Annotated in this window: 25 protein-coding genes and 1 riboswitch; of the genes, 18 read left to right on the top strand and 7 right to left on the bottom strand. The window is 68.1% G+C overall.

Features of this window, described 5'->3' with window-relative positions; genetic code table 11:
- Nucleotides 1–64: 64 nt before the first annotated feature.
- From OCUBac02_RS21830 to OCUBac02_RS21850, 5 genes are all read right to left on the bottom strand, one after another.
- Nucleotides 65–853 (bottom strand): ABC transporter ATP-binding protein, encoded by a 789-nt coding sequence (locus tag OCUBac02_RS21830; protein WP_173048641.1) that lies wholly within the window; start codon nt 851–853, stop codon nt 65–67.
- On the bottom strand, nt 853–1,866 hold the full coding sequence (locus OCUBac02_RS21835; RefSeq protein ID WP_173048642.1) for a FecCD family ABC transporter permease: 1,014 nt from the start codon (nt 1,864–1,866) through the stop codon (nt 853–855). Before OCUBac02_RS21835 ends, OCUBac02_RS21830 begins: the two co-directional genes overlap by 1 nt.
- On the bottom strand, nt 1,863–2,723 hold the full coding sequence (locus OCUBac02_RS21840; protein ID WP_173048644.1) for an ABC transporter substrate-binding protein: 861 nt from the start codon (nt 2,721–2,723) through the stop codon (nt 1,863–1,865). Before OCUBac02_RS21840 ends, OCUBac02_RS21835 begins: the two co-directional genes overlap by 4 nt.
- Nucleotides 2,720–4,666, bottom strand: a complete 1,947-nt coding sequence (locus OCUBac02_RS21845; RefSeq protein WP_244639015.1) for a TonB-dependent receptor plug domain-containing protein — start codon at nt 4,664–4,666, stop codon at nt 2,720–2,722. Before OCUBac02_RS21845 ends, OCUBac02_RS21840 begins: the two co-directional genes overlap by 4 nt.
- Nucleotides 4,667–4,788: 122 nt before the next feature.
- Nucleotides 4,789–4,986, bottom strand: a riboswitch (cobalamin riboswitch).
- Between the two features lie 83 nt (nt 4,987–5,069).
- Complete coding sequence (locus OCUBac02_RS21850) at nt 5,070–5,774, bottom strand: SDR family oxidoreductase (protein WP_173048648.1); 705 nt, start codon at nt 5,772–5,774, stop codon at nt 5,070–5,072.
- A 196-nt stretch (nt 5,775–5,970) separates the two neighbouring features.
- On the opposite strand from OCUBac02_RS21850, the gene OCUBac02_RS21855 reads away from it, so the two are divergent.
- A complete protein-coding gene (locus OCUBac02_RS21855; RefSeq protein ID WP_173048650.1) occupies nt 5,971–7,134 on the top strand; it encodes a M20 aminoacylase family protein in 1,164 nt (387 codons plus the stop codon).
- A 159-nt stretch (nt 7,135–7,293) separates the two neighbouring features.
- On the opposite strand, the gene OCUBac02_RS21860 is transcribed toward OCUBac02_RS21855, so the two are convergent.
- Nucleotides 7,294–7,932 carry a Vgb family protein gene (locus OCUBac02_RS21860; protein ID WP_047582086.1) on the bottom strand — a complete coding sequence of 213 codons (639 nt, stop codon included), beginning with the start codon at nt 7,930–7,932 and terminating at the stop codon, nt 7,294–7,296.
- A 34-nt stretch (nt 7,933–7,966) separates the two neighbouring features.
- Complete coding sequence (locus OCUBac02_RS21865) at nt 7,967–9,187, bottom strand: helix-turn-helix domain-containing protein (RefSeq protein WP_173048652.1); 1,221 nt, start codon at nt 9,185–9,187, stop codon at nt 7,967–7,969.
- Nucleotides 9,188–9,303: 116 nt separating this feature from the next.
- Here OCUBac02_RS21865 and OCUBac02_RS21870 point away from each other — a divergent pair, with 116 nt between their 5' ends.
- The 17 genes from OCUBac02_RS21870 to OCUBac02_RS21950 all read left to right on the top strand — a co-directional run bounded on the left by OCUBac02_RS21870 (nt 9,304) and on the right by OCUBac02_RS21950 (nt 26,559).
- The gene (locus OCUBac02_RS21870; RefSeq protein ID WP_173048654.1) at nt 9,304–10,083 is read left to right on the top strand and encodes a DUF899 domain-containing protein; all 780 of its coding nucleotides are present in this window, start codon (nt 9,304–9,306) and stop codon (nt 10,081–10,083) included.
- A gap of 159 nt (nt 10,084–10,242) precedes the next feature.
- Nucleotides 10,243–10,722 (top strand): hypothetical protein, encoded by a 480-nt coding sequence (locus OCUBac02_RS21875; RefSeq protein WP_173048656.1) that lies wholly within the window; start codon nt 10,243–10,245, stop codon nt 10,720–10,722.
- Complete coding sequence (locus OCUBac02_RS21880; RefSeq protein WP_173048658.1) at nt 10,719–11,300, top strand: peroxidase-related enzyme; 582 nt, start codon at nt 10,719–10,721, stop codon at nt 11,298–11,300. The genes OCUBac02_RS21875 and OCUBac02_RS21880 overlap by 4 nt, the downstream gene beginning before the upstream one ends.
- 1 nt (nt 11,301) lies before the next feature.
- Entirely contained in the window at nt 11,302–12,258 is a 957-nt protein-coding gene (locus OCUBac02_RS21885) for a LysR family transcriptional regulator (protein ID WP_173048659.1), read from the top strand.
- Complete coding sequence (locus OCUBac02_RS21890) at nt 12,255–13,709, top strand: flavin-containing monooxygenase (protein ID WP_173048661.1); 1,455 nt, start codon at nt 12,255–12,257, stop codon at nt 13,707–13,709. The genes OCUBac02_RS21885 and OCUBac02_RS21890 overlap by 4 nt, the downstream gene beginning before the upstream one ends.
- Nucleotides 13,709–14,683, top strand: a complete 975-nt coding sequence (locus tag OCUBac02_RS21895) for an ABC transporter permease (protein ID WP_173048663.1) — start codon at nt 13,709–13,711, stop codon at nt 14,681–14,683. The genes OCUBac02_RS21890 and OCUBac02_RS21895 overlap by 1 nt, the downstream gene beginning before the upstream one ends.
- The gene (locus OCUBac02_RS21900; RefSeq protein ID WP_173048665.1) at nt 14,680–15,582 is read left to right on the top strand and encodes an ABC transporter permease; all 903 of its coding nucleotides are present in this window, start codon (nt 14,680–14,682) and stop codon (nt 15,580–15,582) included. Before OCUBac02_RS21895 ends, OCUBac02_RS21900 begins: the two co-directional genes overlap by 4 nt.
- A complete protein-coding gene (locus OCUBac02_RS21905) occupies nt 15,579–16,568 on the top strand; it encodes an ABC transporter ATP-binding protein (RefSeq protein ID WP_173048667.1) in 990 nt (329 codons plus the stop codon). Before OCUBac02_RS21900 ends, OCUBac02_RS21905 begins: the two co-directional genes overlap by 4 nt.
- 2 nt (nt 16,569–16,570) lie before the next feature.
- Nucleotides 16,571–17,590 (top strand): ABC transporter ATP-binding protein, encoded by a 1,020-nt coding sequence (locus tag OCUBac02_RS21910; RefSeq protein WP_173049789.1) that lies wholly within the window; start codon nt 16,571–16,573, stop codon nt 17,588–17,590.
- Nucleotides 17,587–19,158: an ABC transporter substrate-binding protein gene (locus OCUBac02_RS21915; protein WP_173048669.1), complete on the top strand. Its 1,572-nt coding sequence runs from the start codon at nt 17,587–17,589 to the stop codon at nt 19,156–19,158. Before OCUBac02_RS21910 ends, OCUBac02_RS21915 begins: the two co-directional genes overlap by 4 nt.
- A gap of 183 nt (nt 19,159–19,341) precedes the next feature.
- Nucleotides 19,342–20,622, top strand: coding sequence for an acyl-CoA thioester hydrolase/BAAT C-terminal domain-containing protein (locus OCUBac02_RS21920; RefSeq protein WP_173048671.1), 1,281 nt, complete (start codon nt 19,342–19,344; stop codon nt 20,620–20,622).
- Between the two features lie 121 nt (nt 20,623–20,743).
- On the top strand, nt 20,744–21,781 hold the full coding sequence (locus OCUBac02_RS21925) for an ABC transporter ATP-binding protein (RefSeq protein ID WP_173048673.1): 1,038 nt from the start codon (nt 20,744–20,746) through the stop codon (nt 21,779–21,781).
- Between the two features lie 56 nt (nt 21,782–21,837).
- Nucleotides 21,838–23,130, top strand: coding sequence for an ABC transporter substrate-binding protein (locus OCUBac02_RS21930; RefSeq protein ID WP_173048675.1), 1,293 nt, complete (start codon nt 21,838–21,840; stop codon nt 23,128–23,130).
- A 10-nt stretch (nt 23,131–23,140) separates the two neighbouring features.
- On the top strand, nt 23,141–24,019 hold the full coding sequence (locus tag OCUBac02_RS21935) for a carbohydrate ABC transporter permease (protein ID WP_173048677.1): 879 nt from the start codon (nt 23,141–23,143) through the stop codon (nt 24,017–24,019).
- Entirely contained in the window at nt 24,016–24,879 is an 864-nt protein-coding gene (locus tag OCUBac02_RS21940; protein ID WP_197933290.1) for a carbohydrate ABC transporter permease, read from the top strand. The genes OCUBac02_RS21935 and OCUBac02_RS21940 overlap by 4 nt, the downstream gene beginning before the upstream one ends.
- 16 nt (nt 24,880–24,895) lie before the next feature.
- Nucleotides 24,896–25,738, top strand: coding sequence for an endonuclease/exonuclease/phosphatase family protein (locus tag OCUBac02_RS21945; protein WP_173048680.1), 843 nt, complete (start codon nt 24,896–24,898; stop codon nt 25,736–25,738).
- On the top strand, nt 25,735–26,559 hold the full coding sequence (locus OCUBac02_RS21950; RefSeq protein ID WP_173048682.1) for an inositol monophosphatase family protein: 825 nt from the start codon (nt 25,735–25,737) through the stop codon (nt 26,557–26,559). The genes OCUBac02_RS21945 and OCUBac02_RS21950 overlap by 4 nt, the downstream gene beginning before the upstream one ends.
- Nucleotides 26,560–26,651 lie beyond the last annotated feature (92 nt).

Below are 26,651 nucleotides of genomic sequence, written 5' to 3' on the forward strand. Positions count from 1 at the left end.
TCGCCCCCGTTAGCCGACCAGAGGAGGTAGCGCCTGATGCTGGCGCTGTCGATATTGGCGCCGCTCAAGGCGCATTTTCATTGTTGAGCACCTGCCAGGGCAGGAGAAAGGGCTCATCGGCGTGGAAGCCGTGCAGGGCCTGGATGCCGAAGACCTGCGCGAGCCTGTCATCGTCGAGGACTTCGGCCGGCGCGCCGTCGGCGATCCGCCGGCCGTGATCGAGCAGCAGCAGCCGGTCGCAGAAGCGGGCGGCGAGCGTGAGATCGTGCAGCACGACGACCACGCCGGTGCCGCCAGCGCTGATCCGACGCAGGAGTTGCAAGGTGTCGAGCTGATGCTGCGGGTCGAGACCGGCCAAGGGTTCATCGGCGAGGAGGTAAGGCGCTTCCACCGCCAGCGCCCGCGCCAGCAGGACACGACGACGCTCGCCGCCCGAAAGCGTCCCGACCGCACGCCCGGCGAAGCCCGCCACGTCGCAGAGCGTCAGAGCCCGCGCGACCGCGTCGCGGTCGGTGTCGCCGGCCTCCGCGAAGGGGCGGCGATGCGGCAGCCGGCCGAGCCCGACCAGCGCCTCGACCGCGAGCGCCGCAGGCGCCTCTCCGCCCTGCGCGAGAAAAGCGACGCGGCGCGCCAATGCAGCCCGCCCCAGCGCGCGCGCCGAGGCGCCGTCATAATCGACGCTGCCACGCTCCGGCTCAAGCAGAGCCGCCAGCACGCGCAACAGGGTCGTCTTGCCGGCGCCATTGGGGCCGATCAGGCCGAGCAGCTCACCCGGCCGGACCTGGGCATCGACATCGTGCAGGATCGGCTTGCCGCCGAGCGAGACCGCGATTCCGGAAGCCGTGATCGCCATCACAAGGCCTCCCGACGCAGGCGCTGGACCAGCGCGAACAGGAAGGGCGCGCCGATCAGCGCGGTGACGACGCCGAGCTTCAGTTCCGGCCGGAGCGGCATGAGCCGGACGCCGATATCGGCCGCGAGCACGAGCATGGCGCCGCCGAAGCCGGAGGCGACCAGCAACCGCCCCGGCCGATGACCGACCAGCGGGCGCAGCAGATGCGGCACGACCAGTCCGACGAAGCCGATCGCGCCTGTGACCGCGACCGCGCTGCCGACGGCGAGAGCCGCCCCGCCGATCACGCGCGCGCGCAGCCCGCCGAGGTCGAAGCCGAGGCTCGCCGCCGTGTCCTCGCCGAGGCTGAGCGCATCGAGGGCAGGCGCCGTCGAGGCGAGCAGGATCCAGCCGAGCAGCATCAGCGGCAGGGCCAGCGCGACGTGGCTCATGCTCCGGTCGGCCAGCGAGCCCATCAGCCAGAACACGATCTCCAGCGCCGCGTAGGGGTTGGGCGCTAGGTTCAAGGCGAGCGCGGTCGCCGCGCCCGCGAAGCTGTTGAGCGCCACGCCGGCAAGGATCAGCGTGGTCGTGCTCGCGCCGCGTCCAAGCAGGATGAAGAGGATCGAGGTCGCCAGCAGCGCACCCGCGATGCCGCCGAGCGGCAGGGCGAGCGCGAGGCTGGCCGAGAGCCCGCTATAGAAGGCGAGGACGGCACCGAAGGCGGCCGCGCTGGAGATGCCGATAACGCCCGGCTCGGCCAGCGGGTTGCGCAGCAGCCCCTGCATCGCCGCGCCGGCCATGCCGAGGCTGAAGCCGACGAGCGCGCCGAGCAGGGCGCGCGGCAGGCGCAGTTCGTAGAGCACCAGTGCCGGCAGGCTCTTTTGCCCCGCGAGGAGGTCCGACACCGCCTGGCCCAGCGCCAGCGGCGCATAGCCGACAGCCATGGAGATCGCGGTCATCGCCAGAGTGGCGAGGGCAAGCAATCCCAGCAGCACCACCGGCCTGACGTCGGATGAAGCCTCCGACCTCATGACTTCTCCTCCACGGCACGCACCAGCAATTCGATCGCGTCGAGCACGCTCGGGCCGGCGCAGGTCCAGAACCGCGACGGCAAGGCGACGAGCTTCAGGCGGTCCCCTAGCCGCTCGATCACCGGATGGTGCAGGACCTCATGCGCCAGCGACGGCGGCCCGTCCGGCGTCTCGTTCAGGATCAGGATATCGGCACGGCCGAGCGCCACAGTTTCAAGCGCGATCTGGCCATAGCTCTCGACACCGAGCTCGGCGGCGATGTTGACGAGGCCAGCGCGGGCCAGAATCTCGTCGACGAGCGAGCCCCGCCCGACCGTGAAGCCGCTCGGACGCAAGACGATCGCCCGGAGTGGCCGCTCGACGCGACGCGCGGCGAGCGCCTGCAGTCGCCGCTCGATCCCGGCGAGCAACGCTTGCCCGCGCTCGGGCTCGCCGAGAACCTCCGCCATCTTCGCGATCTGCGCCTTCATCTCCGCGAGGTTGCGAGGAACGCCGAATTCCTTGACCGTGATGCCGACGCGCCGGAGCAGGGAAACGGTGGCGCGCGTCGTATAGGCGCCGGCGACGACGAGATCGGGTTTGAAGCCCAGTACCTCCTCGGCCAGGCCGTGATTGGCCGGAATCAGGCGTGCGGCCTCGGCGATGTTGGCGTTGCGCGGATCCTGCGACAGCCATGTCACCGAGGCGATGCGTGCGGGATCGGCCAGGCGCAGCACGAGCTCGTCCGTGCACATGTTGAGCGAGACGATGCGCGCCGGCCGCTCCGTGGCGGACGTGACCGATACCGCAGCGCCCGAAAGCGCGACGGTGATCAGGTAAGCGCCACGCAGGCGCCGCTGGAGCCGGGCAAAGCTCATCCGCCGATGGCCACCTTGATGCCGCCGAAGATGCCGAGGCCCGGCACGAGGAAGCCGACCGGATTCTCCCAGCGCTTGTCGAAGAGGTTATCGACCCGTCCGAACACCGTCACCCTGTCGGTCGCCTTGTACTCGGCGGCGAGATTGACCAGCGTCGCGCCCTTCGCCCGCATGCGCGGGACCGAGAAGTCGCGATTGCCGTCGACCCAGGACCCGACATAGACCAGCGTCGCCGAGAGGCTGAGCCTGTCGGTGGGCGCCCAGGTTGCGGTCGCGCTCGCCTCGTGGCGCGGCCGGCGCAGCAATTCCTGCCGGGCGATCTCATCCTTCGCGAGGGTGAAGGTGTAGTCGGCGCGGATGCGGAACTGCGGCAAGATCTCGAGCGCGGCGAAGGCCTCGACGCCCTTCGTCTTCGCCTTGCCGATATTGGCGTAGGAATCGCGCCGGGTATTGGTGACGATCAGGTTCTCGATGTCGTTCTGGAACCAGGTCGCGCCGAGTTGCAGGCGCTTGTCGAAGAGCGGCTGCTCGAAGCCGATATCCCAGCCGCGGCTCTCCTCCGGCTTGAGGTTGGGATTGCCGAAGAAGTTGAAACCGGGGCGGTAGTCGATGAACAGCTCGCTCAGCGTCGGCGCCTTGAAGCCGGTGCCGTAGCTCGCCTTCAACTTTGTGTCCGTGCCGGGGATGATCACGGCCGGCGCGACGCGGTAGGTCGTGTGCCCGCCATAGCTGTCGTCATGATCGTGGCGGATATTGGCCGCCAGGAAATAGCGATCCTGGAGATTGCCCTGATATTCGAGCCAGGCCGCCTTGTTGCCGTTCGAGGCGATGAGGTTCGTCGTGTCCAGCCGCTCGCGCTCGTATTGCAGGCCCATCATCAGGTTGTGGCCCTTCGCGATCTCCAGATTGCCGCGCCAGTCGAACTTGATGCGCTCGCCGAGGCTCTGGTTGGACAGGCCGAGCAGGCCGGTTGCCGCAGACGCCGTGCGCGTTCCCCTGTCCTGCCGCGAATACGACAGGCCGAAGGTGTTGACGAAGCGGCCGGCGAGCGGATCCCAGACCACCTCGCCGCGGGTGAAGGCCTGCGCGTAGTTCTGCAGGGAGCGATAGGGCGAGGGCCGGCTCGGGAAGCCGGTATCGCCGGTATAGCGGAGCTGGCCGTCCTGATAGCGGCCGACCCAGTTCAGCGTCAGCGTGTCGGTGAGCGCGAAGCCGAGGCGGCCGGAATAGCTGTAATTGTCGAAGATGTTCGGATTGATCCGGCGGCCGGGCGGCACGAGGTTCGGCGGCGTCACCTCGGTTCCGTCGGCGCGGAAATGCGCGGCGTTGAAGGCGTAGTTGAAGCGATCGTCGCCGCCGCTGAAGCCGGCGGACTGGCTGAAGGTGCCGTGCGAGCCGGCCTCGACGCGCGCGGTCATCTTCGGCGGCCCTTCGCCGCGCTTCGTGGTCACCGAAATGATGCCGCCCAGCGCGTTGGCGCCGTAGAGGCCGCTCTGCGGGCCGCGCAACACCTCGATGCGCTCGATATCCTCGGTCAGCATCGAGCCGAAATCGAAGGAGCGGTTCGGTGCCGAGGGGTCGTTGGCCTCGATGCCGTCGATCAGCACCTTGACGTGGTTGGAGTTGGTGCCGCGCATGAAGACCGAGGTCAGGCCGCCTGGACCGCCGGTCTGGACGATGTTGAGACCGGGCACGGTGGCGAGCGCCTGCGGCAAGGTGCGGCGCTGCTGCTGCTCGATATCCCTGGTGGTGATCACGGTGACGGCGCTCGCGATCTCGCGCGCCGGGGTCGGCGTGCCCGTGGCGCTGACGATGATTTCGTCGAGCGCCACGGTAGCGGGTGCATTCTGGGCGACAGCCGGGGCAACGGCAGCCAGGATGGCGAAACAGGAGGCGGACAGCAGCAGGCGGCCGCATCCGGCGGCCGGGAGGAAGACGTTCACGATGGAGACCTCGGGCGTTGACGTCAGTGGCACGTCACCGCGAACGCGATCTCCCATCAGCCGCGCGAAAGGCGGCGAACAGTCAAATCAGCGATCGAAACACCCCGTCCGAACGTGTTCGCGTGTGACCACGGCTGACGGCAGGTCTCCTGGCTCGCGGGTCGGTGCCTTGCGCCGCCTTCCCAGGTCCGAGGCCCCAGTGGCGTCTGGCGAAAGGCTCGCCGCTTACAGTTGCGGGGGCAGCCGCGGCATGGAGTGGCGAACCACCCGCACCGCGTTCCCTTTTGATCCCGTGAGGGAACCGTCGCAGTGACGCGTAAGGCGAAAACATGGCGGCGTCAAACGGCGCCGCGCGGCGATCGAAGCCGGAAAGCCGAGCGCCGGATCGGCGCCCGGAAGAACCTCAGATCGCGCGAGTGATGCCGCCGTCGACGCGCAGGTTCTGGCCGGTGATATAGGCCGCGTCCTTCGAGGCGAGGAAGGCGATGGTGCCGGCGATCTCGTCGCTGGTGCCGTAGCGCTGCATCGGCACACCCTGCCGCCGCTCCTCGGTCGCCGGCAGGCTGTCGATCCAGCCCGGCAGCACGTTGTTCATGCGGATATTGTCGGCCGCATAGGTGTCCGCGAAGATCTTGGTGAAGGAGGCGAGGCCGGCCCGGAACACCGCCGATGTCGGGAACATCGAACTTGGCTCGAAGGCCCAGGCGGTCGAGATGTTGATGATCGCGCCGGCCTTCTGCTTCTGCATGATCGGCGTCACCAGCCGCGTCGGGCGGATAGCGTTGAGCAGATAGGTGTCCATGCCGCGGTGCCAGTCCTCGTCGGTGATGTCGAGGATCGGCGCGCGCGGCCCGTGGCCGGCACTGTTGACGAGGACGTCGACGCGGCCCCAGCGCTCCATGGCGAGATCGACGAGGCGCTTCAGGTCGTCGTTCGACTGGTTGGAGCCGGTGACGCCGATGCCACCGAGTTCGGCAGCCAAAGTCTCGCCCTTGCCCGAGGAGGAGAGGATGCCGACGGCGAACCCGTCCTGCGCGAGGCGCTTCGCCGCCGCGGCGCCCATCCCGCTCCCGCCCGCGGTGACCAGGGCGACCTTATCCACTGCCATGTCCATTCCTCCTGCATCGGCTGACGCGAATCCGGCAACGTTCCTAGCATTCCGGCCAGGCCGTGACGAACCCGTCCGCGCGCTGGCCAGCCGGTCGCCGGGTGCAAGAAATTTGCACTTGGCCGGCAGTATTGCAGCGCTTCTTTCGGCACATCTGACCTATTTCTTCGGCACCCCGTGATGCAAGGCCGCTCCGATGTCCAAGCTCGATCTCGACACCCTGCAATCCGAGATGACCGCGTGGCGCCGCCACCTGCATGCCCATCCGGAATTCGGCTTCGAGGAGAAGCGAACGGCAGCCTTCGTCGCGGAGAAGCTGCGCGAGTTCGGCCTGGACGAGGTCGCCGAGGGCATCGGCGGCACGGGCGTCGTCGGCACGCTCAAGCGTGGAAGCGGCAACCGCGCCATTGCGCTGCGCGCCGACATGGACGCGCTGCGCATCGCCGAGCAGGGCGAGCAGGCCCATCGCTCGCAGACGCCCGGCGTGATGCATGCCTGCGGCCATGACGGCCATACCAGCATGCTGCTCGGCGCGGCGAAGCTGCTGGCGGAGGAAGGCGGGTTCGACGGCACCGTGCGCTTTCTGTTCCAGCCGGCCGAGGAATGGGGCCGCGGCGCGCTCGCCATGCTCGACGACGGGTTGATGGAGCGCTTTCCCTTCGACGAGATCTACGGCCTGCATAACATGCCGGGCCTCGGCATCGGGCAATTCCAGACGCGTGCCGGCGCCTTCATGTCGGCCGAGGATAATTTCGAGATCGTGCTGAAGGGCGTCGGCGGCCATGCGGCAAAACCCCACGCCGGCAGCGAGGTGCTGGTCGCCGCCTGCGCGCTGGTGATGCAGCTCCAGACCATCGTCTCGCGCCGGCTGAGCCCGGCGGATATCGCGGTCGTCTCCGTCACCGAACTGCTGACGGACGGCACCCGCAACGTGCTGCCGGGAACCGCGCGCATCCTCGGGGACGCCCGCAGCTTCCGCCCGGAGGTCAGCGCCGCGATCGAGCATCAGATGGGTATCATCGCGCGCGGCACGGCGGAGAGCTACAATCTCGGCCACGAACTGACCTATACGCGCGAATTCGTGCCGCTGGTGAATGACGAGGCGCTATCTCAGGAGGCGCTCTCGGCCGCCCGGACCGTGCTGGGCGAGGACAAAGTCGCGATCGCCGGGGAGCCGATGACGGGCTCGGAAGATTTCGCCCGCTTCCTCGACCATGTGCCCGGCTGTTTCGCCTATCTCGGCAATGGCGAGAATTCGGCCCCCCTGCACAACCCGTCCTATGATTTCGACGATCGCGGCCTGATCCACGGCGCGCGGTTCCATGCCGGAATCGTCCGGCACAGGCTGCCCGCCGGCTGAGTGCCTGCGGCATGGGAGAAGAAGCTTTTCTCGGCCGGCGCTCTCGGGGAAGAGCCTTGCAGAGATCCCCCGATCTATGGCGCCAAACCCTACACCGGCCGGCGTAGACATGAGCCTGATCCCGCCTCATGGCTGTCGAACAGGCTCATGCTTCAACATTCAGGCGCGCTTCGGCCGGCGCACGGCGCGCAGCGTGCTCTTGCCGCCATCGCCGCAATAGAACAGATCGGCACCGTCCGATTCCATCCCGGACAGGCCCGCGCCGGACGGCATGGCAAGCGCGTCCAGGACCTTGCCGGAGGCCGGTTCGATCCGCCGCAATTCGCACATGTCATCTTCCCAGGTGCCGTGCCACAATTCGCCTTCGACCCAGGTGACGCCCGTGACGAAGCGGTTGGTCTCGATGCTGCGCAGCACCTTGCCCGTGGCCGGGTCGATCTGGTGGATCTTGCGCTCGCGGTAATGGCCGACCCAGAGCGAGCCCTCCGCCCAGGCGAGGCCGGAATCGCCACCCTTGCCCGGCGCGGGGATCGTGCCCAGCACGGAGCCGGTCCGCGGATCGATCTTCTGGATGCGGTCCTCGGCGATCTGGAAAAGATGCGTGCCGTCGAAGGCCGTGCCGGCATGGGCGGGCACGTCGATGGTTCTGATGACCTCGCCCTTGGCGGGATCGAGCTGGTTCAGCCTGTCGCCCGACGCGAACCAGACATTGGCGCCGTCGAAGCTCACGCCATGGACCTTCTCGACGCCCGGAAACGGTCCGTAGGTGCGGGCGATATCGGCATTGGAAATCGTCATGGCTTGGCTCCAGCGTCTGTTGCGATGCCAGACCCTAGCCATCCGGCCAGGAGGCCGGGAGTAACAAACTCGTCGCGAAACCCGGCATCGGCGGCATCACCCAGCGGCGCGCCCGCGCCTGCCCGTAGGACTGGACCTTGCCGGTCTCGGCCAGAGCCTCGAGCACTCGCTGGACGCTGCGCTGGCTCGAGCCGAGCGCAAGCGCCAGTCCGGAGCTCGACCATGTCTCGCCATCGCTCATGAGGGCAAGCAGCGTGGCATGCTTATCCTCGACCGGGCGGGCCAGCACCACGATCCCTGTCGCGCGCCGCGGCGTCATGGCGAAACCGCGCTCCGTCGCGCTGATCCGCGCGAACGGCCGCAAGGCCGCGCGCAGCCGGCCGATCTCGACGCGCAATCGCGCCCGGTGGGATTCATCGGTGAAGCGCGAGTTGAAAGCCTGTCCGATCAGCACATCGCGCGGCGCATCCTGCGGCCAGGCCTCGGCCAGGGTTCGAAGCAAGGCGAAGAGCACGGGCCGCGTCGCCAGCGAAACGAAACCGGACCGGTCGCGGACACCGTGGCGACAGGCATCGACGACCAGCGCCTGCGAGGCTTGCAGGTCCTCGACCTCGTCGAGCATAAGCGGCCGCTCGACGCCACCGGCAAGCAGGCGCGCGGCAGGCTCGTCGAGCAGATGGCATGCGGCCGCGACCTCGGCGATCAGGGCGGGAATGCCGGCGCCGTCGGCAGCGTCGCGCGCAGCGTCCAAGGCGGACCGCGCAGCGCGCGCCTCCATCCTGCGCAAGGCGATGCCGGCCATCGCCAATCCATGGATTGCCCGCAGCGGAGCCGGAAGCCGCGCGGGGTCGATGCCGGCGAGCCGTTCGCCCGCATGCGCGATCCGCCCGATCAGCAGCAGGCGGCGGATGTCGAGCAGGCGCGCATGGGCGGCATTGGTGCGGTCGCCTTGGGCCTCGAGCACGGAGGCGGCCTCCTCCAGCTTCCCGGGCGCCCAGCCGAGATCGCGCGCTGCCAGGGCGACCTCCGCCTCGGCGACCGTGCAGCGGGCGCGCGCGACCGCCTCCCCCGTCCCGAAGGCGCGGCCGGCACGGCGCAGCAGCACCTTGGCGCGGGCGAAATCACCGAGTTGCGCCATCGCGATGCCGCGCAGCGCCAGAGCGGGCGCATCGTCGCGCAAGGCGACCCGGTTCAGCGCCCCCAACGGATCGCCCGCCGCGAGGGCGCGGGCCGCCGCCGTGATCAGCGAGTCCATCGGAATCCCGCCAAACTTGTCACTCCCACCGTCTGCCGCCCCCGCCTTACCACCGATCGCGACGCCGCATCGAGTGTCGAGGCGGCGCGGACATCTGGCGACAGGAGTGAGACATCATGACCAGTCATACGATCGGAACGCGCGAGGAATGGCTTGCCGCACGGCTCGAGCTGCTGGAGGCCGAGAAGGCCTATACGCGGCAGGGCGATGCGCTCGCGCAGCGGCGACAGGCGCTGCGCTGGGTCAAGGTCGAGAAGGACTATCTCTTCCAGACCGAGCAGGGCGACGCCTCGCTCACCGACCTCTTCCGGGGGCGCTCGCAGCTCCTCGTCTACCATTTCATGTTCGGGCCGGATTACACGGCCGGCTGCCCGTCCTGCTCGGCGATCGCCGACGGGTTCAACGGCTCGGCGACGCATCTCGCCAACCACGACGTGATGCTCTGGGCGATCTCGCGGGCGCCGATCGACAAGCTGCTCGCCTTCCGCGAACGGATGGGCTGGAGCTTCCCCTGGGCCTCGTCCGGCCAGACCGACTTCAATTTCGACTACAACGTCTCCTTCACCGAGATGCAGGAGCGGACGCAGGGCATCGACTACAATTTCCGGCACCAGCCGAAATTCGAGTGGCGGACCTCCGGCAACGCGATCGAGCGCTCGCTCGCCGCGATGTCCGGCGTGGACGTGCCGACCTATCACCGCGACCGGCCGGGTCTGAGCGCCTTCATCCGCGAGGATGGCGCGATCTACCATACCTATTCCAGCTACTCGCGCGGCGTGGACGGCGTCTGGGGCATGTATGCCTGGCTCGACCGGGCGCCGAAGGGCCGCAACGAGGCGGAGGGGCCGTGGTGGCTGCATCGCGATCGCTACGCCGCCCGCCAAGCTGCGCCGTAGGGCGCAGGAGCCCCGCGAGGAAGCAGCGCGCCACGTCGCAAGCCGCCCGTGGCGCGCAGTTTAACATGGCGCCGGCAAAGCTCCTTGACGCAGCGCAAATTCGTTGCTTCATTCATTTAGAGCATCAAGAAGTGAAGTTGATGCATGAAATGGATTGCCATGGCTCGACCCGCCAACCCTGAGGCCTCTCCCTGGATCGGCGCCGCCGCATCGGCCGCCGCTCAGTCGCGCAGCAACATCTTCGAGATGAGCCGGCAGGCCGAAAACGCGGTCATCGCCCCGCGCGATGCCGGCGGGTTCCCCTCCGACTGGCGGCGCGCCGTCGCAGCCCGGATCGCGACGCTGAACGCGCTGCCGGAGCTTGCCGCGCATTATCTCGGCGGCGTGACCGATCCGGCCTTGCGTGGCCTCGCCGACCCCGACGCGACCGGGCGCGACGACCGCGAGCGCAGCGTCATCACCTTCATGGACCGGGTCGCGACCCAGCCGCGCGCCGTCCAGGCCGAGGAGATCGAGGCGCTCAAGGCGGCCGGCGTGACTGATGCCGATATCGTGCGGCTCTGCGAACTCAACGCCTTCATGAGCTACCAGTGCCGCGTCCTTGCCGGCCTCGCCGTTCTCGAGGGAGCTTCCGCATGAGCCGCGTCGTGCATCGCTTCACCCGCAACGTGCCGGACTGGCAGCCGCGGGTCACTCCGGTCGACCTCGCCAAGGCGAGCCCCGAGCAGCTCGACGCGCTGAAGGTCACGCCGTCGAACACCAAGGTCTCGGACTATGTGCTGGTGCTGGCGCATGATCCGGAGACGCTCAACGTGCGCTCGCCGCTGTTCAACGGCATCATGTACGATTCCGGCGGGCTGAGCCGGGCCGAGCGCGAGCTCGGCGCGATCGGTGCCTCGGTGGTCAACCGCTGCATCTATTGCGCCGCCGTCCATGCCGCCCGCCATGCCCAGCTCAGCAAGGATACCGCCGTCACCGACGAACTCTTCGCCAATGGCGAGAAGGCCAGGCTCGGCCCGCGCGACCAGGCGATCTTCGACTATTCCGTCAAGCTCTCGCAATCACCGCCGGCCGTGACCGAGGCCGACACCGCCCGCCTGCGCGACGCAGGATTGGATGGGGCCGAGATCGTCGATCTCATCCTGTCCACCGCGCTGTTCGGCTGGGCCAACCGGCTGATGCACATCCTCGGCGACCCGGTCCGCAAAGACGGGTGAGATGAGCCGTCTCAAGACCCTCGAAGCCTATCTGCAGGTCGCCTCGCTCGGCAGCGTCACCGCGGCGGCGAAGCATCTCGGCGTGTCCCAGCCCTCGGTCAGCCGCATGATCCAGGAGCTGGAGCGCGATCTCGGCCAGCCGCTGTTCGAGCGCGTCGGCCAGCGGCTGGTGCTGACGCAGAAGGGCATGGTGCTGCGCGACGATGTCGAGCGGGCGCTGGCCGGCTTCGTGAATCTGTGGGAACGCGCCCGCGAGGTGATCGGCGAGGCCGAGCCGCCGATCCGGATCTCGGCGGTGTCGTCGCTCGCCTTCGGCCTGCTCACCGATGCCTGGAACGGGGCTGGCGCGCCACGGCTCGCGATCGAGGTCGAGAATCCCGATCGCGTGCAGAACGCGGTGATCTCCGGCAATGCGCAACTCGGCGCCACCAGCGCGCCCCTGCTGCATCGCGATCTCGCGCTCGAATGGCTGGGCACGGCGCCTTGCGTGCTCGCCGTGCCCGAGACCGATCCGCTCGCCCAGAGCGAAGGGCCGATCGATCTCAACGCCCTCTCCGGGCGCGATCTCGTCGGAATGTCGCTGCGCCGCGGCTTTCCGGCACGCATCCGCGCGGCGCTCCACGCGGCCGGTGTCGATGTGCGGGTGAGAATCCGCACGACCTCGACCATGAACGTGCTCTCCTTCATCCGGGCCGGCGCGGGCATCGCGATCGTCGAGCCGCTGACGCTGACCGGCAATCCGACGCCGGGCATCCGCATCCTGCCGCTGACGACGCCGATCCCCTATTGCTTCGGCGTCGTGACCGCGCGCGGTATCACCGTCTCCGACAAGGCCCGGGACCTGATCGGAGCGCTCCAGACGACGGCCGAGAAGCGGCTTGCCGATTTCACCCTGATCCCGCCCGAAGAGCACCACGCGCTCCTCGCCTCGCTGACCAAACAGGAGACGCGGCTGTGACGACGAATCTGGTCGGGACACCGGAAGGGCTGGAAGCGCTCAACCGCCGCGTCGCCCGCGAGCTGGGCCTGCTGACCCTGCCGGCCGCGCCCTGGGTGCCGGAACGGCGCATCGACGGCGAGCCGGTGCTCGATGTCGCGATCGTCGGCGCCGGCATGGCCGGGCTCGCCGCGGCCGCCGCCTTCCGCAATATCGGCCTGCGCGCCGTCAATTTCGACCGGCGTCCGCAGGGTTTCGAGGGCCCGTGGGCGACGACGGCCCGAATGGAGACGCTGCGCTCGCCGAAGACGTTGACGGGGCCGGCGCTCGGCATTCCCTCGCTGACCTTCCGCGCCTGGTTCGAGGCGCAGTTCGGCGCCGCCGACTGGGAGGCGCTCGACAAGATCCCGCGCCTGATGTGGATGGACTATCTGCGCTGGTTCCGCGAGGTTCTCGCTCTCGATGTCCGCAACGGCCACGAGATCGCGATGATCCATCCCGGCCGCGAGCATGCGACGCTGGAGGTCGACGCCACCGGAAAGCGGCAGCGCGTGCTAGCCCGCCATGTCGTGCTCGCGACGGGGCGCGACGGGCTCGGCGGCCCGGCCGTGCCGGAGTTCGCCGAGAGCCTGCCGCGCGAGCGCTGGGCGCATTCCTCGGATGAGAACGACTATGGACAGCTTCGCGGCAAGCGCGTCGCGGTGATCGGCGCCGGCGCGTCGGCGATGGACAGCGCCGGCACGGCGCTCGAAGCCGGGGCGGCCAGCGTCGACCTCTTGATCCGCCGCCGCGACATCCCCCGCATCAATCGCGGCAAGGGCATGGGCCACCCGGGTTCCATCGCCGGCTATCGCCACCTGCCCGACGCCTGGAAATGGCGGATCAACAGCTATATCGCCCGCGAGCAGGTGCCGCCCCCACGCGCCAGCGTTCTGCGCGTCTCACGCCACCCCAACGCCTTCTTCCGGCAGGGCACGGCGCTGATCTCGGCACGGATGGAGGGCGACGAGATCGTCGTCGAGACCAGCGCCGGCACGATGCGCTTCGACTTCATGATCTTCTCGACCGGCTTCAAGGTCGATTGGGGCAGCCGGCCCTTCCTCAGGGAGATCGCGGCCAGCGCCCGCAACTGGGTCGATCGCGGCGTGCCCCCGGATGCCGATCCCGGCCTCGGCGCCATGCCCGATCTCGGCCCCGCCTTCGAGTTCCAGCCGAAACTGCCCGGCACCTGCCCCGGGCTCGAGCGCATCCACTGCTTCTGCTACCCGGCGATGATGTCGCATGGCACGGTTTCCGGCGACATCCCGGCGATCAGCGACGGCGCCGAGCGACTGTCGCAGGCCATCGCCTCCAGCCTCTTCCGCGAGGATATCGAGGCGCATTTCCAGCGCGGCCAGGAGTACTCGGAGCCCGAAATCTTCGGCGACGAATGGGTGCCGATCCTGCCCGAACCCGCGAAGGTGCCGGTCTGATGCTCGGGTGGCTGCTCCAGCGCGTCGCGCAGGCGCTCCTCGTCATCTTCGCCATGTCGCTCGTGGTCTTCCTCGGGCTGCATGCCGTCGGCAACCCCGCCGACCTGCTGCTGGCGCCGGACGCGACCCAGATCGACCGGGCCGAGCTCGTGGCGCGGCTCGGCCTCGACCGGCCGCTCTGGGAGCAGTACCTGAACTTCGCCGGCAGCGCCCTGCAGGGCGATCTCGGCCGCAGCTTCGTCTACAACGTGCCCGCCGTGACGCTGATCCTGCAGCGCCTGCCGGCGACATTGGAACTCGCCTTCGCGGCGATGGTCTTCGCAGTCATCATCGGCGTGCCGCTCGGGCTCTATGCCGGGCTCTATCCCGAGCGCCTGCTCTCGAAGCTGATCCAGACCGGCAGCATCCTCGGCTTCTCATTGCCGACCTTCTGGGTCGGTCTCCTGCTGATCATGACCTTCAGCGTATCGCTGGGCTGGCTGCCGGCGAGCGGGCGCGGCGAGACGGTGCGCGTCTTCGGCGTCGAGTGGTCGTTCCTGACGCTGAATGGCTGGCGCCACCTGCTGCTGCCGGCGATCAACCTGTCGCTGTTCAAGGTCTCGCTGGTGATCCGCCTGACGCGGGCCGGCGTGCGCGAGGTTCTGCCGCTCGACTATGTCCGCTTCGCGCGGGCCAAGGGCCTGCGGCGCGGCCGGATCGTGACGATGCATATCCTGCGCAACATCATGATCCCGCTGGTCACCGTGCTCGGGCTCGAACTCGGCTCGACCATCGCCTTCGCGGTGGTGACCGAAAGCATCTTCGCCTGGCCGGGCTCGGGCAAGCTCATCCTCGACAGCATCAACGCGCTCGATCGGCCGGTGGTGATGGCCTATCTCCTGGTCGTGGTGACGCTCTTCGTCATCATCAACCTCCTGGTCGACATTCTCTATCGCGTGCTCGATCCGCGCGTCCGCGAGGAGGCCTCGGCATGACCACGGTTCCTGCCGCCGCTCCCGCCCGCCGCCCGTCGGGCAACGCGCTCCGCCGCTTCCTGCGCGCGCCCTCCGCCTGGATCGGGCTCGGCCTGATGGCGCTCCTCGTCATAGGCGCCGTCTTCGCGCCGCAGATCGCGCCACAGAACCCGTTCGACCTCGCCGCCATCGACGTGCTCGACGCCCGGATGACGCCGGGCTCCATGTCCTCGACCGGCGACATCACCTATCTGCTCGGCACCGACGGGCAGGGCCGCGACCTGTTCTCGGCCATCCTCTACGGATTGCGCACCAGCCTCACCGTCGGCGTCGGCTCGGCCGTGCTCGCCGGCATCGTCGGCATCCTGCTCGGGCTGGTCGCGGCCTGGGCCGGCGGCATCCTCGACGCCGTGATCATGCGGCTCGTCGACCTCATCATGTCGCTGCCCTCGATCCTGGTCGCGCTGCTGATGCTGGCGCTGCTCGGCAAGGGCATCGGCAATGTCGTGCTGACGCTGGTGCTGCTGGAATGGGCCTATTACGCCCGCACCGCCCGCGCCCAGGCGCTGGTCGAGCGCAAGCGCGACTATTTCGAGGCTGCGCGAGGCCTCGGCCTGCCGATCTCGCGCATCCTCTTGCGCCATGTCCTGCCGAACTGCCTGCCGCCGCTGCTGGTCATCGGCGCCCTGCAGGTGGCGCGCGCCATCACGCTGGAGGCGACGCTCTCCTTCCTCGGGCTCGGCGCGCCGGTGACGCAACCCTCGCTCGGCCTGCTGATCGCCAACGGCTTCCAGTTCATGCTCTCGGGCGAGTACTGGATCAGCTTCTTTCCGGGCCTGACGCTGCTGACGGCGATCGTCGCGATCAATCTCGTCGGCGACCGCCTGCGCGAGGTGCTCGATCCGAGGGCGCTGAAATGACCGCGCCGCTGCTCGATATCCGCAACCTGCGCACCCGCTTCCGCACCGATCGCGGCGATCTCGACGCCGTGCGCGACGTCTCCTTCACCTTGCGGGCCGGCGAGACGCTCGGCCTCGTCGGCGAGAGCGGCTCCGGCAAATCCGTCACCGGCTTCTCGATCATGGGGCTGATCGACCCGCCCGGCCAGATCGTCGGCGGCGAGATTCTGTTCCGCGGGCAGGACCTGACCAGGCTCGACGAGGAGGCGATGCGCTCCTTGCGTGGCAACCGCATCGCCATGGTCTTCCAGGACCCGATGATGACGCTGAACCCGGTGCTCCGGATCAGCACGCAGATGATCGAGACGGTCCGGGCGCATGAGGCGATCGACGACGCCAGCGCGCGCGTCCGGGCGCGCGACCTGCTCGGCGCCATGGGCATCCCGAGCCCGGAGGCCCGACTCGACGCCTTTCCACACCAGCTCTCCGGCGGCATGCGCCAGCGCGTTGCCATCGCGATCGCGCTGATCAACAAGCCCGACCTCATCATCGCCGACGAGCCGACCACCGCGCTCGACGTCTCGATCCAGGCGCAGATCCTGGCCGAGGTGCAGCAATTGACCCGCGAGAGCGGCACCGCCCTGCTCTGGATCACGCATGACCTCTCGGTGATCGCGGGGATCGCCGACGAGATCGCGGTGATGTATGCCGGCCGCATCGTCGAGCAGGGCAGCGTCGACGCCGTGCTCGACCAACCCAGCCACCCCTATACGGCCGGGTTGATCGGCAGCCTGCCGGGCACGAGCGCGCCGGGCTCGATGCTGGTGCAGATCCCCGGTACGACGCCGGACATGGTCGATCCGCCGCAAGGCTGCGCCTTCGGGCCACGCTGCGCCCGTCGCGACGCTGATTGCGAGCGCCAGCCCGCCTTCACGGAGAGCACGCACCGCCTGCGCTGCTTCCATCCCCTCTCCGGCCCCGCCTCCGCCGCCGAGGTGCCGGCATGACCATGGCCGCGACACCCTCCGCTCCTGCGCTGGAGACGCGCAAGCTGACCCGGCATTTCGGCCGCCCGGACGGGCTTGCGGTCAAATTGCACCTGGCGAAGCGCCAGCCGATCATCCGGGCGCTCGACGGCATCGACCTGACCATTCCCGCCGGCGAGTTCGTCGGGCTCGTCGGCGAATCCGGCTCGGGCAAGTCGACGCTCGGGCGCATCGCCGCCGGCCTCCTGCCGCCGAGCACCGGGGAAGTCGACGTGTTCGGCCGCTCGCCGCAGGGCGACCGCTCGGTCCATCGCGACGTGCAACTGATCTTCCAGGACCCGCAAGCGAGCCTCAACCCGCGCATGCGGGTGGCCGAGGCGATCGGCGAGGCGCCGCTCGTCCACGGCATCGCGAGCCGGTCCGAGATCGACGACTATGTCTGCGCGCAGATGCGCCGGGCCGGGCTCGACCCCGCCTATCGCCAGCGCTTCCCGCACCAGTTCTCAGGCGGCCAGCGCCAGCGCATCTCGATCGCGCGGGCACTCGCGCTACAGCCGCGTTTCCTGGTCTGCGACGAATCCGTGGCGTCGCTCGACGTCTCGATCCAGGCGCAGATCCTCAACCTGTTCATGCAGCTCCGGCGCGAGCTCGACCTGACCTATCTCTTCATCAGCCACGACCTGCGCGTCGTCCAGCACATCGCCGACCGAGTCGTGATCATGTATCTCGGCCGCATCGTCGAGGATGCGCCGGCGGCCCGGTTCTTCGCCCATCCCAACCACCCCTATACGCAGGGGCTGCTGGCGGAGATCCCCGACCTGAAGCAGCGGCGGCGCGTCTATGCGCCGGTGAAGGGCGAGATCCCGAGCCCGGCCGCGCCGCCGCCCGGCTGCCATTTCCACCCACGCTGCCCGGCCGCCTTCGACCGCTGCCGCGTCGAAAGACCAACCCTGCGCGCGATCGCGCCGGGCCATCGTTCTGCCTGCCACCTCAACGACACCGCAACGACCCCGGTCCGCGCGCAAACAGGAGAGATCGCATGACGACCACATTGAGCTCGCTCGCCCTTTCGGCGGCGCTGATCGTCGCCGCTGGAACCGCCAGCGCGGAAGACCTGCGCATCGCCTTTGCCGACCCGGTCTCCGCGATCGACCCGCAGCTCAACAACCATGCGGGCGACCACTCGGTCTCGCAGCATTTCTGGTCGCGGCTCGTCGCGCAGAAGACCGAGGGCGGCGTGGTGCCCGACATCGCCGCGTCCTGGAAGAACCTCGCCCCCAACACCTGGGAGTTCAAGCTGCGCGAGAACGCGGTCTGGACCGACGGCAAGCCGGTCACGGCCGAGGACGTCGCCTTCTCCTACGAGCGCGCCCAGGCCGTGCCGGGTTCGGTCGCCAGCTTCAAGGGCTTCCTGCGCAACGTCGCCAAGGTCGAGATCAAGGATCCGCATACGCTGATCATCACCAGCCGCGCGCCCGATCCGCTGCTGCCGATCAACATCTCCAGCATCTATGTCGTCAGCAAGCATGTCGGCCAGAACGCGACGACCGACGACTACAACAGCGGCAAGGCGATGGTCACGGACGGCCCCTACGCCTTCGTCAGCTATGCGCCCGGCGACCGCATCGAGATGAAGCGCAACGAGCGCTTCTGGGGCCCCAAACCCGAATGGGAGAAGGTGAGCTACCGTTACATCGCCAACCCGGCTGCGCGCACCGCCGCCCTGCTCTCGGGCGATGTCGACGTCATCGACAAGGTCTCGTTCTCCGACATCGAGAAGCTGGAGAAGAATCCGAAGGTCAAGGTCTGGTCCTATCCGGGCCTGCGCGTTCTGCTCCTGCAGCCGAGCTTCAATCCCAGTCCGTCGAAGTTCATCACCGACAAGGCGGGCAAGCCGTTCGACAAGAACCCGCTGCTCGATGTCCGCGTCCGCAAGGCGCTGAGCATCGCGATCAACCGCGCGGCGATCGCCGACCGCGTCGCACGCGGCGGCGTGACGGTCGCGACGCAATGGATGCCGGCCGGCAGCTTCGGCTATGATCCCGATCGCGCCAAGATCGAGGTCGACGCCAACAAGGCCAAGGCGCTGCTCGCCGAGGCCGGCTATCCCGACGGCTTCAAGCTGACCATGCATGTGCCGGGCGAGCGCTACCCGCTCGCGCCCGAGACCGCGCAGGCGATCGCCCAGTTCTGGACCCGCATCGGCGTCGAGACGCAGGTCGAGGTCGTACCCTTCTCGGTCTATTCCGGCGCGGCCAACAAGAACGAATACGCGATGAGCATGATCGGCTGGGGCAACGGTACCGGCGAGGGCACCTATGCGATGACCGCGATCCTGGCGACCAACAATGCCGCCAAGGGCCTCGGCGCCTCGAACTGGGGCCGCTACAGCAATCCGAAGCTCGACGAGGCCCTCGCCAAGGCCAGCGCGGAGTTCGACGACGCCAAGCGCGAGGCGATCATCAAGGACGCCGTCAAGGTCGTGATGGACGATGTCGGCGTCATCCCGCTCTACCACTACAAGAACATCTGGGCGAGCCGGCCGGACCTGAAGGTCGTGCCGTGGCACAGCGACCGCACCGTCGCGATGCAGGTCAGCAAGGCCAAGTGATCCCGGAGCCTGCTGATTTCTGACGAACCGCGCCGTCACCCGGACAAGCTGCGAAGCAGCGCCGATCCGGGATCTATCGGAAAGCTTCGCAACCCTTCGACGGATCCCGGGTCAAGCCCGGGATGACGGCGCGGTTCCAAGAAAAATCGGCATGATCCGAATCCACCGGAGACGCAAACAGCCATGCCTGTCGCCTTCTCGATCAGCCCCGCCATCGACCTGATCGACGTGCCCCGCCGGATCGCGCTTTCCGGACTGCCGGCGGGCGCGGAGGTGACCATCGCCGCGGAAACCCCGCGCGACGGTCATGTCTGGCGGGCGCAGGCCGTCTTCGCGGCCACGGCGGATGGCAGCGTCGACCTCGAACGCGATGCGCCCTTGCGCGGCGACTACGCGGGCGTCGCGGCGATGGGACTGGTCTGGGCGCAGACGGGCCAGGGCGAGCTGTTTCCGGCCGACCTGTCCCGCCCACTCGAAACCACGCTTACCGCCACAATAGGCGGTAAGACGATTGCTTCCGGGCGCTTCAGCCAAATCCTGATGGCGAAAGGCGTGACGCGCCATCCGCTCGCGAAGGATGGGCTTGTCGGGACGCTGTTCCTGCCGGCCAGCGCAGGTCCGCATCCCGCGATCATGATCCTCAACGGCTCGGGCGGCGGCATCAACGAGCCACGCGCCGCGCTCTGGGCCTCGCGCGGGGTCGCGGCGCTGGCGCTCGGCTATTTCGGTGCGCCCGGCCTGCCGAAATACATCTCGAACACGCCGCTCGAATATTTCGCCCGGGGGCTGGACTGGCTGCGTGCCACGGTGCGCCCGCTCAACGATTTCGTCGCGGTCGCCGGACAGTCGCGCGGCGGCGAGCTCGCGCTCCTGCTCGGCGCGACCTTCCCCGACAAGGTCTCGGCGGTACTGGGCTATGTGCCGAGCGCCTTCGTGCATGGCGGGCAGGCCGCGGCCGATCCGGCTTTCGGTCGCGACGGCCCCGGCTGGACGCTCGACGGCAAGCCGCTCGTCCATCAATGGCAGCACAACGCCACGGCGAGCTGGAAGCCCTATGACGAGGCGACTGAGACGCGCCGCAATGCCGATGCGATGCGGACCGCGCTCGGCGACCCCGCCGCGATGGCCCGCGCCCGCATCCCGGTGGAGCGGATCGCCGGACCGGTGCTGCTGCTGTCGGGCGGCGATGACGGCGCCTGGCCTTCCGATCTCTACTCGCTGATCGTGCAGTCGAGCCTGCTCGCGGCCGGGCATCCGCACGAGGTTCTCTGGAAGAACTGGCCTGATGCCGGCCATTCGATCCTGTTTCCGCATACTCCGGCGACACGGATCGCCCATCGCCATCCTGTCAGCGGCATCGCGACCACGATGGGCGGCACGCCGGCCGCCAATGCCGAGGCCAATGCCGGCGCCTGGGAAGCGGCGCTTGCCTTTGTCCGGCATCATGGCGGGCGGGCAGGCTGATCATCGATCTGCCTTGCGCCTCTTGTGCGGCTGACGGTTTTCACGGCATGGTCCCGCTGACTTCACGCTGGTGACGCTATCGCTGTGCCGGCTCAACATGACTCGGCTCACCGGATCGCGAATGGTTTCTGTAGCGCTGAAGACGGTTTCGAAGACCTGGGGCGGCACCGCCGCCGTCGATGCCATCAGCTTCGCCGTCGAAGGCGGCAATCTCGTCGCGCTGCTCGGCCCGTCCGGCTGCGGCAAGTCGACCACGCTGCGGCTGATCGCCGGGCTCGAGGACACCAGCAGCGGCACGATCGAGATCGATGGGCGCGACGTCACCCATGCCTCGCCCTCGCAGCGGGGCATCGCCATGGTCTTCCAGAACTATGCGCTGTTCCCGCATCTCAGCGTCGCCGAGAACATCCTGTTCGGCCTGAAGGTCCGCAAGGTCTCGCGTGCCGAGCGCGACGAGCGCCTCGCCCGCGCGGCATCTATCCTGGGGCTCTCGGCCCTGCTCGAACGCAAACCCTCGCAGCTCTCGGGCGGCCAGCAGCAGCGCGTCGCGCTCGGCCGCGCCATCGTCGCCGAGGCCCCGGTCTGCCTGATGGACGAGCCGCTCTCCAATCTCGACGCCCAGTTGCGCGTCGAGATGCGTCGCGAGATCCGCGAATTGCAGCAGCGGCTCGGCATGACCATGGTCTATGTCACGCATGATCAGGTCGAGGCGATGACCATGGCCGATCAGGTCGTGCTGATGCGGAACGGCCGGATCGAGCAGGATGCCCCGCCGGACGTGCTCTACGAGAATCCGGCGACGATCTTCGCCGCCCGCTTCGTCGGCACGCCGCCGATGAACGTGCTGCCGCTTGCGACGATCCAGGCGCGGGGCGGCACGATCAGCGCTCCGGATGGGCTCGATCCCGCCAGCCTGGCCGTCGGCATCCGCCCCGAGATGGTCGAGATCGCCGGCAGCGGCGTCGCCGCCGATGTCGTCGCGGTCGAATATCTCGGTTCCGACACGCTGCTGGAAACCCGGATCGACGGCCATTCCTTCATCGTCAAGCGCCCCGGCAAGGTGCGAGCCGCAGCCGGCGAACAGATCTACATCACGTTGTCACAATCGGCACTGCACTGGTTCGACCAGGCGTCGGAACGGAAGGTGGTTCGAAACTGAACCGGCCGGAAGCGCCGGACGCTCGAACCATCCCCGCAACAGGGAGAGAGGATATCATGGACAGGCGTGAATTTCTTGGCGGCACCGCCGCACTCGCAGGCGCGACCGCGCTTCCCGGCATCGCCGGCGCACAGAGCGCCACGGAGCTCTCGTTCTTCTATCCGGTCGCCGTCGGCGGGCCGATCACCAAGCTGATCGACGCCTATGCGGCCGATTTCGAGAAGGCCAATCCCGCGGTCAAGGTGAAGCCGATCTATGCCGGCACCTATCAGGAGACGATCGTCAAGGCGCTGACCGCACACAAGAGCGGCACGCCTCCGGTCACCTCGGTGCTGCTCTCGACCGACATGTTCACGCTGATCGACGAAGAGGCGATCGTCCCCTTTGACGATTTCGTCAAGACCGAGGACGACAAGAAGTGGCTTGCCGGCTTCTATCCCGGCTTCATGGAGAACAGCCAGACCGGCGGCAAGACCTGGGGCATTCCGTTCCAGCGCTCGACCATCGTGCTCTACTGGAACAAGGAGCTGTTCAAGGAGGCAGGGCTCGATCCCGAGAAGCCGCCGCAGACCTGGGCCGAGCATCTCGCCTTCGCGCAGAAGCTCACGAAGCGCGACGCGTCCGGCAATGTTACGCAATGGGGCACGCAGATCCCGTCCTCGGGCTTCCCCTACTGGCTGTTTCAGGCGCTGACGACCGAGGCCGATGCCATCCTGATGAGCCCCACCGGCGACACCACCTATTACGACAAGCCGGGCGTGGTCGAGGCGCTGCAGTACTGGGTCGACCTTTCGCAGAAGCACAAGGTGCACCCGCCCGGGATCGTCGAATGGGGCACCACGCCGAAGGACTTCTTCGAGAAGAAGGTCGCCATGATCTGGACGACCACGGGCAACCTCACCAATGTCCGCACCAACGCGAAATTCCCCTTCGGGGTCGCGATGCTGCCGGCGCACAAGCGCCGGGGCTCGCCGACCGGCGGCGGCAATTTCTATATCTCGAAGAAGGCGACCGCGGCCCAGCAGCAGGCGGCGTTCCAGTTCATCAAGTGGATGACGCAGCCGGAGCGCGCCGCGCAATGGTCGATCGACACCGGCTATGTCGCGGTCAGCAAGGCGGCCTACGAGACCGCGGCGATGAAGAAATACGTCGTCGAGTTCCCGCCGGCGGCCGTCGCGCGCGACCAGTTGGAATTCGCAGTCGCCGAACTCTCGACCCACGAGAACCAGCGCGTCACCAAGGCGCTGAACGACGGCTTACAGGCAGCGCTGACCGGCACCAAGATGCCGCAGAAGGCGATGGAGGACGCGCAGGCCGAGGCCGAGCGCATCCTCAAGGCCTATCGCTGATCGCGCCCGGATGACGAACCGCGCGACCGCGACGATCCATGGCTGGCTGCTGCTGCTGCCGGCCATGGCTTGCCTGGCCCTGTTCACGCATTGGCCCGCGGTCGCGAGCTTCATCGAAAGCTTCCACTCGACCCCGAAGGCGCGCCGCCCGGCGCGCTTCATCGGGCTCGATAACTACCAGCAGATGCTCGCCGATCCGATCTTCTGGAAGGCGATGAGCAACAATCTCTGGTTCGCGCTCGGCACGATCCCGACCTCGATCGCGCTGGCGCTGCTGATGGCGGTCTGGGTCAACGACAGGATCGCCGGCCGGACGCTCGTCCGCATGGCCTTCTTCACGCCGACGATCCTGCCGATGATCGCGGTCGCCAATATCTGGCTGTTCTTCTACACGCCGCAATACGGCTTGCTGGAGCAGATCACCGGCCTGTTCGGGGCGCGCTCGACCAACTGGCTGGGGTCGCAGGATACCGCGCTCTACGCCATCACCATCGTCGCGATCTGGAAGGAAGCCGGCTTCTTCATGATCTTCTACCTCGCGGCGCTGCAGGCGATTCCGCCCAGCCTCGGCGAGGCGGCTGCCATCGAGGGCGCCTCGCGCTGGACCTTCTTCCGGCGCATCCAGTTCCCGCTCTTGATGCCGACGACGCTGTTCGTGCTGATCAACGCGGTGATCAACGCCTTCCGCATGGTCGACCATATCTTCGTGATGACGCGCGGCGGACCGGACAACGCCACGACCTTGCTGCTGTTCTACATCTACCAGGTCGGCTTCAGCTTCTGGGACACGGCCTATGCGGCGACGCTGACCTGCGTGCTGCTGGCGCTGCTCGCCCTCGTCGCCTTCGTCCAGTATGGCTGGCTCGAACGCAGGACGCATTATCAATGAGCGCGCCGACGCAACCCGCTCCGGCCACGACGCGCAGCGACCCCTACGCGCCGAAGGGCCTGTCGCTGACACTGGAATCGACCGGGGCGATCCTGCTCGCCCTGCTCTGGGTGCTGCCGCTGGCCTATGCTGTCTGGGCGGCGTTCCATCCGGCCGAATACACCACGCGCTTCGTGTTGACCGCGCCGCTGACGCTCGATAATTTCACCCGCGCCTGGGCGGCCGCGCCCTTCGCCCGCTATTTCCTCAACACCTTCATATTGGTCACCCTGATCCTGACCTTCCAGATCGTGCTGGGTACGCTCGCGGCCTACGCCCTGGCGCGGCAGGATTTCTGGGGCCGGGACGTCGCCTTCGTGCTGATCCTGGCGCAGCTCATGATCATGCCGGACGCGCTGATCGTGGAGAACTACCGCACGCTCGCCAAACTCAACCTGATCGACACGATCCCCGCGATCGCCCTGCCCTATATCGCCTCGGCCTTCGGCATCTTCCTGCTCAGGCAGACCTTCAAGACCGTGCCGAAGGAGCTGGACGACGCCGCCCGCGTCGAGGGCGCGAGCCCCCTGCAGGTGCTGATGAAGGTTTACGTGCCGCTGGCGAAGCCGACCTATGTCGCCTACGGCCTCGTCTCGGTCAGCTATCACTGGAACAACTTCCTCTGGCCGCTGCTCGTCACGAACTCCGTGGAGTCGCGGCCGCTGACGGTGGGCCTGCAGGTCTTCTCCTCGGCCGACCAGGGTATCGACTGGGCGGTCATCTGCGCGGCGACCTTGATGACCTCGGCGCCGCTGCTCCTCGGCTTCCTGCTGTTCCAGCGCCAGTTCGTGCAGAGCTTCATGCGCGCCGGCATCAAGTAAGGACCCGGCCGACCGCATGAAGCTGATCACCTGGAACACCCAGTGGGCCCGCGGCGTCGACGAGAAGGTCGACCCGCGCCGCATCATCGACCATGCCCGGCAGATGGCGGATTTCGATGTGCTCTGCCTGCAGGAGGTCGCGGCCAATTTCCCCGATCTCGACGGCAATGACCGCACCGACCAGTTCGCGCTGTTCAGCGAGCTGCTGCCGGGCTTCACCGCGATCGAGGCGATCGGCGTCGATGTCCCGGATGGCGCCGGCGGCCGCAAGCGCTTCGGCAACCTGATCCTGTCGCGGCTGCCGGTGGCGCAGGCGCTGCGCCATGTCCTGCCCTGGGAGGCGGCGGCGACGCGCAACATGCCACGCGTGCTGGTCGAGGCGATGGTCGAGACGCCTTTCGGGCCGATCCGGGTGATGACGACCCATCTGGAATATTCCTCGCCTGTCCTGCGGGCTGCACAGGTCGAAGGCATTCGGCACATCCACCGCCTGGCCGCCGCCCGGCAGGCGACGCCGCGCCTTCCCGGTCCGCACACCTATGCACCGACGCCCAACGCGGCAAGCGCGATCCTGACCGGCGATTTCAACATGCGGCCCGACGATGCCGGGCTGGCGCAGTTGCTTGCCCCGTTCGAAGGCGATGTTCCGCCGCTGGTCGATCTCTGGCCGGTCTTGAAGGGCACGGAACCGCATCCGCCTTCCGCCTTCATCTGCGACCAGACCTATGGCCCGCCGGGCTGCCTCGACTTCGTGCTGGCGACCCCGGACCTCGCCAAGCGGGCGCGCTCCATCGTTTACGACATCGAAACGCGGGCCTCGGACCACCAGCCGATCCTCGTCGAATTCGCCCTCGGATGATCTTCACGCGGCAGGATCACGAGCGGCTCGACGCGATCCTGCGCAAAGCGGCGCAGCGCGAGGTGATGCCGCGCTTCCGCCGCTTGGGGGCCGGCGATATCCGCGCCAAGCAGAACCCGGTCGATGTCGTCACCGAAGCCGACGAGGCGGCCGAACGCTTCATCTGCGCCGAGCTGGCCAGGGCCTTTCCAGGCGCCGCGATGATCGGCGAGGAGGCGGTGACGCAGGATCCCACGCTCCTCGCGAAGCTCTCCGAAGCCGAGCTTGCCTTCGTCATCGACCCGATCGACGGCACCTTGAACTATGCCAGCGACCTCTCGCTCTTCGCTGTGATGGCCGCGGTCGTCGTCCGGGGCGAGATCGCCGCCGCCGTGATCCATGACCCGACGGCCGATGACAGCGCCATGGCCCTGCGCGGCGAAGGCGCCTGGATGAGCTCGGCAGACGGCACGAACCGCGACCTGCGCGTCGCTCCGGCCGTCGCGACGCGGCAGATGAACGGCATGGCGAGCTGGCAGTATTTCCCTGAGCCGCTGCGCAGCACGCTTCCCGGCCGCTTCCCGGCCTTCCTCGAAGTCGGCTCGCTGCGCTGCTGCGGGCAGGAATACCGGCTGGCAGCAGCAGGGCGCCTGCAATTCCTGCTCTACGGCGTCCTCAACCCTTGGGACCATGCGCCCGGCGTTCTGCTCTACAGCGAAGCCGGCGGCCATGCGCGCCTGCTCGACGGCCGACCCTATTCGCCGACCGAGCGGCCTGCCGGCCTGCTCTGCACGCCCGACGAAGCGAGCTGGCGGGAGGTCAGGTCGACCCTGCTGGATTGAGCGGCAAGATCGATATTCGACGGAACCTCTGCTGTCATTCCGGGGCTTCGCGCAGCAAAGAGCCTGGAACCCATGAACACCACGTTCCCGTC

It is taken from the genome of Bosea sp. ANAM02 (assembly GCF_011764485.1).
Lineage (GTDB): Bacteria > Pseudomonadota > Alphaproteobacteria > Rhizobiales > Beijerinckiaceae > Allobosea.